The organism is Streptomyces sp. LUP47B, assembly GCF_001746295.1.
Lineage (GTDB): Bacteria > Actinomycetota > Actinomycetes > Streptomycetales > Streptomycetaceae > Streptomyces.
In genome coordinates this window covers 306,295-318,911 of the sequence record NZ_MJAH01000011.1, presented here as the reverse complement: position 1 = coordinate 318,911, position 12,617 = coordinate 306,295, and the positions used below count along the sequence as shown (strand labels likewise).

11 protein-coding genes and 1 riboswitch are annotated in these 12,617 nt (G+C 71.6%); of the genes, 3 read left to right on the top strand and 8 right to left on the bottom strand.

Features of this window, described 5'->3' with window-relative positions; all coding sequences use genetic code 11:
* Positions 1-30 precede the first annotated feature (30 nt).
* The 4 genes from BFN33_RS31560 to BFN33_RS31545 form a co-directional block, all read right to left on the bottom strand.
* Positions 31-1,557, bottom strand: a complete 1,527-nt coding sequence (locus BFN33_RS31560) for an AMP-binding protein (protein ID WP_069763553.1) — start codon at positions 1,555-1,557, stop codon at positions 31-33.
* Entirely contained in the window at positions 1,554-3,794 is a 2,241-nt protein-coding gene (gene pabB / locus BFN33_RS31555; protein ID WP_079141098.1) for an aminodeoxychorismate synthase component I, read from the bottom strand. The genes BFN33_RS31560 and pabB overlap by 4 nt, the downstream gene beginning before the upstream one ends.
* Before the next feature lie 29 nt (positions 3,795-3,823).
* Positions 3,824-4,402 (bottom strand): antibiotic biosynthesis monooxygenase, encoded by a 579-nt coding sequence (locus tag BFN33_RS31550; RefSeq protein ID WP_069763552.1) that lies wholly within the window; start codon positions 4,400-4,402, stop codon positions 3,824-3,826.
* Between the two features lie 143 nt (positions 4,403-4,545).
* Positions 4,546-5,409: a hypothetical protein gene (locus BFN33_RS31545; protein WP_069763551.1), complete on the bottom strand. Its 864-nt coding sequence runs from the start codon at positions 5,407-5,409 to the stop codon at positions 4,546-4,548.
* Between the two features lie 324 nt (positions 5,410-5,733).
* Between BFN33_RS31545 and BFN33_RS31540 the strand changes: the two genes are divergently transcribed.
* Both BFN33_RS31540 and BFN33_RS31535 read left to right on the top strand, forming a co-directional pair.
* On the top strand, positions 5,734-6,585 hold the full coding sequence (locus BFN33_RS31540) for an LLM class flavin-dependent oxidoreductase (protein WP_069763550.1): 852 nt from the start codon (positions 5,734-5,736) through the stop codon (positions 6,583-6,585).
* A gap of 109 nt (positions 6,586-6,694) precedes the next feature.
* Positions 6,695-6,784: riboswitch (ZMP/ZTP riboswitch) on the top strand.
* 41 nt (positions 6,785-6,825) lie between these two features.
* A complete protein-coding gene (locus tag BFN33_RS31535; protein ID WP_069763593.1) occupies positions 6,826-8,277 on the top strand; it encodes a glycine hydroxymethyltransferase in 1,452 nt (483 codons plus the stop codon).
* Between the two features lie 38 nt (positions 8,278-8,315).
* On the opposite strand, the gene BFN33_RS31530 is transcribed toward BFN33_RS31535, so the two are convergent.
* From BFN33_RS31530 to BFN33_RS31515, 4 genes are all read right to left on the bottom strand, one after another.
* A complete protein-coding gene (locus BFN33_RS31530) occupies positions 8,316-9,047 on the bottom strand; it encodes a hypothetical protein (RefSeq protein ID WP_370743329.1) in 732 nt (243 codons plus the stop codon).
* Between the two features lie 52 nt (positions 9,048-9,099).
* Positions 9,100-9,750 (bottom strand): hypothetical protein, encoded by a 651-nt coding sequence (locus tag BFN33_RS31525; protein ID WP_069763549.1) that lies wholly within the window; start codon positions 9,748-9,750, stop codon positions 9,100-9,102.
* Between the two features lie 167 nt (positions 9,751-9,917).
* A complete protein-coding gene (locus BFN33_RS31520) occupies positions 9,918-10,838 on the bottom strand; it encodes a hypothetical protein (RefSeq protein ID WP_088245430.1) in 921 nt (306 codons plus the stop codon).
* Positions 10,825-11,385: an RNA polymerase sigma factor gene (locus BFN33_RS31515; RefSeq protein ID WP_256122909.1), complete on the bottom strand. Its 561-nt coding sequence runs from the start codon at positions 11,383-11,385 to the stop codon at positions 10,825-10,827. Before BFN33_RS31515 ends, BFN33_RS31520 begins: the two co-directional genes overlap by 14 nt.
* A gap of 142 nt (positions 11,386-11,527) precedes the next feature.
* Here BFN33_RS31515 and trpS point away from each other — a divergent pair, with 142 nt between their 5' ends.
* Positions 11,528-12,541: a tryptophan--tRNA ligase gene (trpS, locus tag BFN33_RS31510; RefSeq protein WP_069763590.1), complete on the top strand. Its 1,014-nt coding sequence runs from the start codon at positions 11,528-11,530 to the stop codon at positions 12,539-12,541.
* The last annotated feature ends 76 nt before the right edge of the window (positions 12,542-12,617 follow it).

Here is a 12,617-nt window from a genome sequence, read left to right as displayed (position 1 = left end):
ATGCCTGTGGGATGTTCCTGCCGTGGTTCGTCACCAGGCGCCCCGGCGGACCAGGTGGCGGCGGAGCTTGCCGGTCGGGGTGCGGGGGAGCGACGGGACGAGGCTCACGCTCCTGGGCACCTTGAAGGCGGCCAGCCGTTCGCGGGCCAGGCCCAGGAGGTCCTCCTGGAGACTTCCGTCGGGGACCGGGGCGACGGGGACGACGAACGCCCGCAGTCGGCCCACCCCCCTCCCGTCGGTGACGGCCACGACCGCGACCTCCTTCACCGCAGGGTGGGTGCGCAGTACGGCCTCCACCTCCAGCGGGGAGACGGTGATGCCGCCGACCATCTCCATGTCGTCGGCGCGGCCCAGGTGCCGGTAGGTGCCGTCGGCTTCGCGGACCGCCCGGTCACGGGTGGCCAGCCAGCCACCGACCAGGGTGCGTTCGGTCTCCTCGGGCCGGTTGAGATAGCCGGGGGTCACCGTCGGGCCGCGCACCCACAGCTCGCCCTCCGTGCCGTCCGGGACCGGGTGGCCGGCGCGGTCGCGCAGCTCCACCTCGAAGCCCGGCACGGGGCGGCCGACGGTGCCCGGGCGGTTGTGGCCGAAGCTGTTGGCGCAGAAGGCGTGACCGGCCTCGGTGGAGCCGATCTGCTCCAGCACCGGCGCGCCGAGCAGCTCGGTGACCTGTCCGGCGAGCCCCTCCGGCAGGCCCTCGCCGGCCGACACCGCGGCCCGCACCGAGGCGAAGCAGGCCTCGTGCCCGCTGCCCCGGTCGGCCACCAGCGCGGCGTACGCGGACGGCACGGAGTACAGGAGGGTCACCCGGTGCCGGGCGACGAGCTCGTCCACGGCGGCCGGGGTCGGGCGCCGGTCCACCAGCACGGCGGAGGAACCGGAGAAGAGCGGGAAGACGAAGGAGTTGCCGAAGCCGTAGGCGAAGTACAGCTTCGACACCGACAGGGTGACGTCGTCCTGGCCGACCCGCAGCAGCCGCCGGCCGATGAGGTCGTGGTACGCCTTCGGGTCGCCGTGCCTGTGCACGACCCCCTTGGGACGGCCCGTGGTGCCCGACGTGTACTGGACGTACAACGCCGTGTGCGCGTCGACCGGATGGGCGGGGGCCGGCTCCGCGGAAGCGGTGAGCGCGAACAGCTGGTCGGCACCGAGCCGGGTCCGCCCGGCGAACCGGCCCTCCAGACCCGGCCCCGTCACACACAGCGCGGCGTCGGCGTCCGTGGCCATGAACGCGTGGTCGGCCGCGGGGAGTTCGGGATTGACGAGGACGGCGACGGCCCCGAGGCGCGCGACGGCGAGGAAGGCCGTCACCCAGGCGATCCCGTCCGGCAACGCCAGCACCACCCGGTCACCCGGCCCGGCGCCGTGACCGGCGAGCACGGTGGCCGCCCGGGCCGCGAGCGCGTGCACCTCGCCATGGGTCCAGACCCGGTGGCCCTGATGGAAGGCGGGCCGGTCCACCCAGCCGCGCCGCGCGGCGAGATCGGCGAGCTGGGCGGCGAGATTGCCGGGGGCGTCGAAGCCGGCCGAAGAGAGCACGGGCTGCGCAGTCGTCATCGGACCGGCTCCTCGGTGGCCGTGTGCCCTCCGCGGGCGTCGACGCGGACGGCTGTGTGCCGCCGCTGCTCCGCCGTCCGCTCCGCGGTGTGCAGGTGCAGGGCCCTCATCTGTGCCGCCGTCTTCAGCAGCATCTCGTCGTACTCGGCGACCGGATCGGAGTCGAGGACGATCGCGCCTCCGGCGCCCAGCTGCATCAGCCCGTCGGCGAACACGGCCGTGCGGATGACGATGTTGAGATCCGCGCCTCCGCCGCACCCCAGATAGCCGAGGGCGCCGGAGTAGACCCCGCGGGCCTCGGTCTCCAGGGAGTCGATGATCTCCATGGTGCGCAGCTTCGGTGCCCCGGTCATCGAGCCACCGGGGAAACAGGCCCGCACGCACTCCACCGCGTCGGTCCCCTCCCGCAGCCGCCCCTCCACGGTGGACACGAGCTGATGCACGGTCGCGTACGTCTCCGTGGCCATCAGCCGGGTCACCCGCACCGAACCGGTCCGACACACCCGCCCCAGGTCGTTGCGGAGCAGGTCGACGATCATCAGGTTCTCGGCGCGTGTCTTGGCGTCCGCCGCCAGGGCATCCCGCAGCCGGGCGTCCTCCTCCGGCCCGGCGCCGCGCGGCGCGGTGCCCTTGATGGGCCGGGCCTCGGCGATCCCGTCCCGGGTGATCCGCAGGAACCGCTCGGGGGAGGAACCCGCCACGTCGACGTCCCCGAACCTCAGGAACGCCGCGTAGGGGGCCGGGTTGACCCGGCGCAGCACCCGGTAGAACTCGTATGCGTCCGGCGGGGCGGGTAACCGGGCCGCATTCGTCAGACAGACCTCGTAGCTGGTGCCCGCCCGCAGCTCGCGATCGCAGGATTCGATGTCGGCGACATAGGCCGCCCGGTCCCGCACCAGCCAGGGCTCGGCGGCCCCGAGGCCGGCGCCGAGGCCGAGGCCGGGGTCGGTGGGGTCGGTGGGTGTCGGCGGCGCGGGTGTCGCCGTCGGGTCCGGCTCGTTGGCTACGAAGGTCAGCTGGGCCAGCGTGCTCTCCAGCCAGTCCTCGGCCTCCCGCGCGGCCTGCGGGGTGTCCTCGGCCAGGCAGACCGCGTAGGTGAACCTCTTCAGATGGTCCACGGCGATCAACCGGTCGGCGAACAGCCAGCAGGCGTCCGGAACGTCGGAGGTGTGCCGGTTCGGTGAGCCGCAGTCGGCCTTCATCTCGTAGCCGAAGTAGCCGACATAGCCGCCGGTGAAGTCGAAGGGCAGCCCGGCGCCGTCCACCCGGCGGCTCGTCAACTGCCGTCCCAGATAGTCGAAGACGCTCGCCGCGACCTTCCTCGTCGGCCGCCCGGCCCGCTCGATCTCGCACCTTCCGCTCTCGACGTCGTACCGGACGAACTCCGCGAGCGGACCGCTGTCGTCACCGAAGAACGAGAACCGCGAACGCCCGTCCTCGACCAGCGCGCTGTCCAGCCAGAACGCCCGCCTCGACGCCGCGTACATCCGGGTGAAGGCGGCCTCGGTGTCGACCGCGCCGGCGATGCGCCGAGTGTGCAGACGGTAGGCGGGCGCGGCCGGCCGGGGGCGCGGGACGAGCCGCGCGGGCCGGGGGATCACCGCCTCGGGCGGAGGCACCGCGGTGTTCTTCGTACGCGGTCTGCGGGCCCGTTCCGCCGTGAGATTGCGGAAGTTGACGAGCATGCGGTGGCCGTAGTCGGTGAGCACGGACTCCGGGTGGAACTGCACCCCCCACAGCGGCCGGCTGCGGTGCCTGAGCCCCATCAGCACACCGTCCTCGGCCCAGGCGGTGGCCTCCAGCGCCTGCGGGAGCGGCTCGGACACGGCCAGCGAGTGGTAGCGGACCGCGGTGAAGTCCTGCGGCAGCCCCCGGAACAGGTCCCGTCCGTCGTGCCGGACCGTCGACAGATGACCGTGCCGCGGCTCCGGGGCGGGTCCCACCCGGCCCCCCTCCCCGAGGGCGATGCCCTGGTGACCCAGACAGACGCCGAGCACGGGGATCGGCGACGCGGCGAGCACGGCGGTGCTCAGTCCGAAGTCGCGCGGCTCGGCGGGGTGCCCGGGGCCGGGCGAGACCACGACATTGTCGAATCCCGCAAGAAATTCCCCGAGATCGGGAAGGGCGCCGACCGCGTCATTGAGGACGACGACCGGTTCCTCGCCGTTGACCTCGGCGACCAGCTGGAACAGGTTGTACGTGTACGAGTCGTAATTGTCGATGAGCAGGGTCTTCACCCGCCCACCTCCCTCGGTTCGTGCCGGACCTATGCGGTCCGTCTTTTGTGCCGTCCGCGAAGCGCCTGCAGCGGTGGATACAGCCATTTCCTCAAGAAACGCTGAAGCCGGGGCATGAGAATCCAGGTGACGAGAGCCGTCACACACAGGCACAACAGCAGTGTGCGGATGAGCGGATTGAGTCCGCCGAGATAAGGAAGAACGATCAGATTGAACAGGAGCACCGGCGGAAAAACCGCGCTCATGTTCACGAACCACAGTTTCCATTTCGCCGGCGGGACGGGCGGCTTCGGTGTAGTGGTCTGCGAGTCGAACCACATCTTGGAGCCCCGCACGCTCCTGCGCTCCGTCTGCCGGGCGAAGGCCGTCGCCCGGTCGTGCCATTGGTTCCGGACGGGCGAATCTTCCCAGGCCCGGGCCGTTCCCTCGCTGGCGAAGCGATAGACCACATGCCACTCCGCCTCTCGGTCGACAAGAACGCCACCCCCAAGGAAGCCCGGCTGCTGCGCACTCGCGGCCAGCATGGCCCACCCCCAGGAGTGGAAGTCGGCCTCACGGCCCGGCACCACGTGATAGGCCACGGTGACGGTGACGGGATTACTGCTCACGCCGTCGTATACGCAAGGCCTTCACAGCACGTTCAAATATTCAACGAGGCTTTTTCGGCTGTCCGGATCGTGACTCTTTATCGTCCTTTCGGTCGGCATGGCTCAGTCTGTCGAGCTGTGCCGGAAGTAAATCGATCAACCCCTTACGGAATTCGGGAAGGGGAATGCGGGGCGGAATGTTCAGGGGCCTCCCCGAACCTGGCCAGCGCCAACGCTCCCGCGACGGCCACGGCGAAACCCAGCACCGCCACCCACGCCAGCCCCTCACGGGTACGGTCCCCGAGCCACACCACGCCCACCAGCGCCGGCCCGATCGTCTCCCCGATCACCATCCCGGCGGTCGCCGTGGTCACCGAGCCCCGCTGCAGCGCCGAGGTCAGCGACAGGAAGGCCGCACCACCGCCGATGAGAAGCGCGTACGTCGCCGGGTTGGCCAACAGTGCCGACGGCGCGAGCGAGTCGATCAGCCGTACCGCCACCTCGACCACCCCGAACCCGAACCCGGCCCCCAGCCCGAGCGCCAACCCCCGTCCCCGCTCCGGCAGTCGCCCACCGAGCAGCGCGAGCCCCAGCACGGCCAGGGCCATCCCGAGCATCACGTACTTCAAGGCCGACGGCCCCTCCCGGTCGCCCTCCGTCCCGGACGCGATCCCCAGCAGCGCCATCCCCGCGCACACCACCCCGACGGCACCCCACTCGCGCGCGCTCAGCCGGACCTTCAACAACCGCGCCGACACCACCGCGGTCACCGCGAGGCTCGACGCGAGCGCCGCGCCCACCGCGTAGATCGGGACCGACCGCAACGCGGCGATCTGCAGCAGGAACCCCACCCCGTCCAGCGCCAGCCCCGCCAGATACCGCCACTGCCGCACCGCCCGCAGGAACAGCGTCACCGCGAACGCCGTCCCCTCGCCGTCGCGGCCGCCCGTGTCCGCAGCCCGCGCCGCCATCGCCTGCAGCACGGTGGCCGTCCCGAAGCAGACGGAGGCACCCAGAGCACACACCATTCCAAAGAGCACGAAGTGACCTTAGGGGGAGGTGGTGCGGGGTGGGTCGGTTTCCGACCGGCTCTCACCGATCTCCAGCTGTCCGCCGGACCCGAGCCGTATCCCCGGGCCGTGTCCCCGAGGCAGGGTCCGCGAGCGGCCGGCGAAAACGCGTTGTCGGCCCCCGTCCGGTCGCGTTACGGTCGGCGCACTCTGACGCACACGCTCTCTGGAACCATCGCCGCAGAACGGGAGCAGGTCCGCGCACAGCGCGCGGCACCACGGAGGGGCGGCACCGGATCCGGCCGACCGGCGGATCCCGTACGCCCTCCGGAGGACTCTCCCATGAACATCGGCCTCGGCCTTCCCATCGACGACCCCGCCCAGCTGCTCCCCTGGGCCTGGCGCGCCGACGCGAGCCCTTTCAGTACCCTCGGCCTGCTCGACCGCCTCGTCTACGACAACCCCGAGCCCCTCGTCACCCTTGCGACCCTCGTCGGCGCCACGTCCCGCATCCGCGTCCAGACCGAGGTACTGCTCGCACCTCTCCACAACACCGCACTGCTCGCGAAGCAGACCGCGACCCTCGACCGCCTCTCCGGCGGCCGCTTCACCCTCGGCATCGGTGTCGGAGGCCGCGAGGACGACTGCCTGGCCGCCGGCACCGACCTCCACCGCCGAGGCCGCCGCCTCGACGAACAGATGACCCTGCTGCGCCGCACCTGGTCCGGCGAGCCCTACGGCCAAGGCGTCGGCCCCATCGGCCCCACCCCCGCCACCCCCGGCGGCCCGGAGGTGCTGTTCGGCGGCTTCGCCCCCGCTGCCCTCGAACGCGTCGGCCGCTTCGGCGACGGTTTCCTCGGCGCCGCACTGCCGCCCTCCTTCATGTCCAACCTGTTCCGCGCCGCCGAAACGGCCTGGCAGAAACACGACCGCCCCGGCCGCCCCCGCCTGGTCGCCCAGGCGAACGTCGCTCTCGGCCCCGACGACACGCTGGACCGGGCCCGCCGCAACCTCCGCGACTACTACGCCTTCAGAGGCCAGGTCGAGTACATGGAGGCCGGCTTGCTCACCACACCGCGGCAGATCCGCGAGGCCGCCGACGCCTACGTCGGTATCGGTGCCGACGAGGTGATGCTCTATTGCTGGGCCTCGGACGCCGACCAGATCGACCGCCTGGCCGACGCGCTGTTCTGACGCCCTGCACCGCCCCGGCTTCGAGGCCCCGGCCCTTGCCCGGGCCTCGAAGCCGTCGCTCGCATGGTGGACGCCGCACCGGGGCCGTTCCACGTGCCCGGTAGGCTGGCCGACAGGCCGTGACTGGCGCGCTGGGATGGGACGGACCATCGGGGAGCGGCCTGTGAATGACCAAGTGCCGTGCGCCTGGGCCGAACCGTGATCCGTGACCGCTTCAAGCCACGCAGCCCGGAGGCCGCCATGTCAGAGCAGCAGCCCCTGTCCACCGAGTCCACGGCCTTCCGCGCCGCCCTCGACGTGATCCGCGCCGTCGAGCCGCGCGTCGCCGACGCCATCGGCCAGGAGGTCCACGACCAGCGCGAGATGCTCAAGCTGATCGCCTCCGAGAACTACGCCTCCCCCGCCACCCTCCTCGCGATGGGCAACTGGTTCAGCGACAAGTACGCCGAGGGCACCGTCGGCCGCCGCTTCTACGCCGGCTGTCGCAACGTCGACACCGTCGAGTCCCTGGCCGCCGAGCACGCCAGGGAGCTCTTCGGCGCCCGGCACGCCTACGTCCAGCCGCACTCCGGTATCGACGCCAACCTCGTCGCCTTCTGGTCCGTCCTCGCCCAGCGTGTCGAGGTCCCCGCCCTGGAGAAGGCCGGCGTCCGCCAGGTCAACGACCTCTCCGACGCCGACTGGGCCGAGCTCCGCCAGGCCTTCGGCAACCAGCGCATGCTCGGTATGTCCCTGGACGCCGGCGGCCACCTCACCCACGGCTTCCGACCCAACATCTCCGGCAAGATGTTCGACCAGCGCTCCTACGGCACCGACGCCACCACCGGTCTGGTCGACTACGACGCGCTGCGCGCCTCGGCCCGTGAGTTCAAGCCGCTGATCATCGTCGCCGGCTACTCGGCCTACCCCCGCCTGGTGAACTTCCGGATCATGCGCGAGATCGCCGACGAGGTCGGCGCCACGCTCATGGTCGACATGGCGCACTTCGCCGGTCTCGTCGCAGGCAAGGTCCTCACCGGCGACTTCGACCCGATCCCGCACGCGCAGATCGTCACCACCACCACCCACAAGTCGCTGCGCGGCCCGCGCGGCGGCATGGTGCTGTGCGACGACTCCCTCAAGGACCAGGTCGACCGGGGCTGCCCGATGGTCCTCGGCGGCCCGCTCCCGCACGTCATGGCCGCCAAGGCCGTCGCCCTCGCCGAGGCCCGGCAGCCCTCCTTCCAGGACTACGCCCAGCGGATCGTCGACAACTCCCGCGCCCTGGCCGCCGGCCTGATGCGCCGCGGCGCCACCCTCGTCACCGGCGGTACCGACAACCACCTCAACCTGATCGACGTCGCCTCCTCCTACGGCCTCACCGGCCGCCAGGCCGAGGCCGCCCTGCTCGAGTCGGGCATCGTCACCAACCGCAACGCCATTCCGGCCGACCCCAACGGCGCCTGGTACACCTCCGGCATCCGCATCGGCACCCCCGCCCTGACCACCCGTGGCCTGGGCACCGCCGAGATGGACGAGGTCGCCGGTCTCATCGACCGCGTCCTGACCACCACGGAGCCCGGCACCACCAGCAAGGGCGCCCCGTCCAAGGCCCAGCACATCCTGGACCCGAAGGTCGCGGACGAGATCTCCCACCGGGCCACCGACCTCGTGGCCGGTTTCCCGCTGTACCCGGAGATCGACCTCGGCTGACACACGTCCTCTCTTGAGTTGTCAAAGACCGGTGACTCCTAGAGATCGATGAGTTCCTGTCGTGGCTCATCCCGCGGCGGTCCGGCTCCTGGCCCGACCGCCGCGCGGCGTATCAGCCGCGTGCCGCCGGCTCCCGCCGCGAATCCCACGACGAGCCCCGGCACCGCCCACCACACGCCGTGCTCCGGGCCGGTCGAGCTCTTGGACCTCTCCTTTCCCTGTCGCTCCCCGGCACCGCCCGCGAGGCCCGCCCGGTCCAGCCGATCGAAAACCGCCCGCGGCGCCCGGTGCCAGCGGATGTCGTCGTCCTCCCGCTCCGGCGCCGGATCCGAGCGCACCCACGGCGTGCCGTCCCCCGTCAGGAACAGCTGGTCCTGCCGCGCCACCGCCACATCACCCCCTGGCGCCGAGTCCGTCCGAGGCCAGCCGCCGACACCCGTCAGCCCCCACAGGACGGTGAACCGCACCGCCGGATACCGGCCCTCCTCCCAGGCGCCCGGCACCCGCTCCGTGCCCGGGTACGTCGGCTGCAGCAGCTGCCACAGGCGGGTGAAGTACGGCTCGTCGGAACGCACGGCCTCCGTCCGGCCCGAGCCGCCGGTGACGACCATCGCCAGGTCGGGCCGGTCGAGGCCCGCTTCCCGCGTCTGCTGTGTCGCCGCAACGGCTGCCGGCGCCCCGAGCACGGTCACCGCCACCACCGGCGCCAGCGCTGCCAACGCCCTGCGCGGTCCGAGCCGCGTCCTCGTGTGTCTGCTCCGCACTGCCATCCCCCTCGGTCGATCAGCCTCGCTCTCTCCAGCTCGCGGGCACCTCCTTTCGTCACAGATCACGCAGTTCCTGCCGAGGCCCCGGCTCCCGGCGCACACGATCCCCTCGCATCCGCACGGCGAACGGCCGCAGCGCCAGCGCCAGCACGGCTCCGGCCGCAAGCCCCGGAAGCGCCCACCACCAGTCGGTGCCGTCGTCCGCCGTGGAGGACGGGCCCACAGACGCCTCCGTGGCCACCGCCCCCGCGTCGATCCCCGGCTCCTGCCCGGGCGCCGGGAAGATGGCATGGCCCTCGCCGGATACCTTGCCCATCACTCCCAAGTCCTTCAGCAGAGCGCGCAGTTGGGGCGGATTCTTTGTGCGGTGCCAGTGGCCGTTCACCGACTGGGGGACGTGCTCCGCCGTGTGTATCCACACCTCGTCCGTGTCAGCCAGCGGGAAGACCTGGTCCAGCCGCCACGGTGAGACGTCGTGCGCCATCCACGTGACGTTGATCTGCCGGGCGGCGAGCAGATTCGCCTCGGGTGGTTTGGTGCGGGCGCCCGCACCCGGAGGGCCGAGAAGCCGCTCCAACTCGGCGTACTCCTCGTCGGAGTAGTACAGCGATGCCGTCTCCCCGCTCTCCGGCGAGACCACGAGCACGCTCGTCGGTCCGCCCGCCGACGCTGAGGGCGCACCCCACACCGTCAGCGCGAGCGCCACCGCCAAGGCCCCCGATGCCGCCGTCAGTTCACGACAGCGGCCCCTCCGTCCAGCTACACGCTTCTTCATGCCGGCCCCCAACAGGCGATCCCCGTGCGGCCCGTCCGCGAGCCGCGTGTCACTTCTGGTACACCGCCCGGCCCGTCGGGGTTCCCACCCCGCGCGCACTAATCCGAGGGCGTCTCGGCGCCCTCGTGCCCCGGCTCGCCGAGGGACTTCGCGATCTCCACGGCACGCGCCTTCGACGCGACCCCCTCCAGCCGCAGCGTCACGTCCGGCACGTCCAGGACACCCGACCCGTGCATCCACAGCAGCGTCGGCCCGGCGGTGCGCTGCTCGCGGGTGTAGTGGGAACCGGCCGCGTCCACCAGCCAGAAGCTCAGCAGGTGGGGCCGCGGAAACCACAGAGCTGTGTCACGGGTCCCACCGAGCTCCGAGGAGTCCTTGTCCAGCGAGAGCCACTCCGGCTGCTCCCGCACGCTCTTGGTGAAGCCGATGTCCAGACGGGCCCGATACTCGTCCAGCCGTATGGTGTCCCCCCGCTCACGCCAGCACAGACTCACCAGGGACCGCCCCCGCGGCTCCGCCGTCACCGTCACCACGTCCGGAGCGCCGAGCGCCGACGGAACCAGCGGTTCGAACCCCGCCCGCCGCTCGGCCTGCGCGAGCGACACCGAGCGACCGCAGCCGGGCACCTCGGCCCCCGGCGAGGGCACCGCCGACGGGTCGTACCGCACCTCGACCCCCCCGAAGTCGAACCAGTCCAGGACCGCCGCCCGCACCGGAGGAGTGAGCGCGAGGACCGTCAGCAGCCCGCACAGGGTCGCGGCCAGCGAACGCCACCGCGTCCGCGTCCACCGCCGCACCGCCCGCAGCCGCTCACCCGGCCCCGGCGCCTGGGCCACCGGGACCGGCAGCCGCTCGGCGAGTATCTGCTCCAGCACCCGCTCCACCATCGACTCGGGCCCACCCGCACCCGGCGCGTCCAGCGAACGCCCGAGCGCCCGCAGCTCCTCGGGCAGCCGGGACGCAGGCTCACGCCCGCTCCGGTCGGCGCCCTCACCGCCGTAGGCCTCACTCACGCTCATCACCCCCTTCCCGAGGCTCGAAATCCGGCAGCAGTCTGCCGAGCTTGCGCAGCGCGCGGTTCAGCCGGGACTTCACCGTCCCCCGGGGCCAGCCCAGGGCCTGGGCCGTCTCCGACTCGTCCATCTCCAGCAGATACCGGTAGGTGACGACCAGACGGTGCTCCTCGCTCAGCTTCTCCAGCGCGGATCCCAGCGCGGCGCGGCGCTCTATCTCCACGGCCGCGACCGCCGGGTCCGCCGATTCCGGTATCAGCGGCTCGGCCTCCGCGAAGGCCGCCTCGCGGCCGGCGAGCGTGCGCTGGCGCGCCGCCGTCCGCACTGTGTTCCTCGTCTCATTGGCCACGATCGACATGAACCACGGCTTGAACGCCGAGCCCTCCTTGAAGCGGCCCAGCCCGCAGTACGCCTTGACGAAGGCCTGCTGAACCACGTCCTCCGCGTCCGCACCCGCCCCGAGCGCGGCGGCCGCTCGCAGCGCCAGGCCCGTATGGGCCCGCACCAGCTCCGCGTACGCCTCCTGGTCTCCGGCGCGTACACGTGCGATCACCGCGGCCTCATCGACGATGCGGCCCCCCTCCCGCGTCCTCACACGATTGGTACACCGTCCGGACTGAATCGGTTCCCCCTCGTGGCGCATCTGTTTCCGACTGGTTCCGGATCGGACCCCGACACCTGAGAGAATGATGAGCATGGCCTCTGACCGACCCCGTGTGCTCTCCGGAATCCAGCCCACCGCAGGCTCGTTCCACCTCGGCAACTACCTCGGCGCCGTCCGCCAGTGGGTGGCTCTGCAGGAGTCCCACGACGCGTTCTACATGGTCGTCGACCTGCACGCGATCACGGTTCCGCAGGACCCGAAGCAGCTCACGGCCAACACCCGCCTGGCCGCCGCGCAGCTCCTCGCCGCGGGCCTCGACCCGGAGCGCTGCACGCTCTTCGTCCAGAGCCACGTACCCGAGCACGCCCAGCTCGCCTGGGTCATGAACTGCCTCACCGGATTCGGCGAGGCCTCCCGCATGACCCAGTTCAAGGACAAGTCCGCCCGCCAGGGCGCCGACAGCGCGAGCGTCGGCCTGTTCACGTACCCGATCCTCCAGGTCGCGGACATCCTGCTCTACCAGGCCAACGAGGTCCCGGTGGGTGAGGACCAGCGCCAGCACGTCGAGCTGACCCGTGACCTCGCCACGCGCTTCAACGGCCGCTTCGGCGAGACCTTCACGATCCCGAAGCCGTACATCCTCAAGGAGACGGCGAAGATCTACGACCTCCAGGACCCGTCGATCAAGATGAGCAAGTCGGCGTCCACGCCGAAGGGCCTCATCAACCTCCTCGACGAGCCGAAGGCCACCGCCAAGAAGGTCAAGAGCGCGGTCACGGACACCGACACCGTCATCCGCTACGACACCGAGAACAAGCCGGGCGTCAGCAACCTGCTCACCATCTACTCGACCCTGACCGGCACCGGCATCCCCGAGCTGGAGCAGCAGTACGAGGGCAAGCTCTACGGCGCGCTCAAGACGGACCTCGCCGAGGTCGTCGTCGAGTTCGTGACGCCGTTCCGGGAGCGGACCCAGCAGTACCTGGACGACCCGGAGACGCTGGACTCGATCCTGGCCAAGGGCGCGGAGAAGGCGCGCGCGGTCGCCGCGGAGACCCTCTCGCAGACGTACGAGAAGGTGGGCTTCCTGCCCGCGAAACACTGATCGCCGCCGGCCGGCGGTACCGACCGCCGGCCACCGGGGCGTACCACCGCACACCAGCACCACCGGGCAGAGCGCT

Excerpts from the sequence above, each read along its gene's own strand:
- BFN33_RS31560 (WP_069763553.1), bottom strand. The coding sequence starts at position 1,557 with ATGACGACTGCGCAGCCCGTGCTCTCTTCGGCCGGCTTCGACGCCCCC.
- BFN33_RS31545 (WP_069763551.1), bottom strand. The coding sequence starts at position 5,409 with ATGGTGTGTGCTCTGGGTGCCTCCGTCTGCTTCGGGACGGCCACCGTG.
- BFN33_RS31540 (WP_069763550.1), top strand. The coding sequence starts at position 5,734 with ATGAACATCGGCCTCGGCCTTCCCATCGACGACCCCGCCCAGCTGCTC.
- BFN33_RS31535 (WP_069763593.1), top strand. The coding sequence starts at position 6,826 with ATGTCAGAGCAGCAGCCCCTGTCCACCGAGTCCACGGCCTTCCGCGCC.
- BFN33_RS31530 (WP_370743329.1), bottom strand. The coding sequence starts at position 9,047 with ATGGCAGTGCGGAGCAGACACACGAGGACGCGGCTCGGACCGCGCAGG.
- BFN33_RS31520 (WP_088245430.1), bottom strand. The coding sequence starts at position 10,838 with ATGAGCGTGAGTGAGGCCTACGGCGGTGAGGGCGCCGACCGGAGCGGG.
- trpS (WP_069763590.1), top strand. The coding sequence starts at position 11,528 with ATGGCCTCTGACCGACCCCGTGTGCTCTCCGGAATCCAGCCCACCGCA.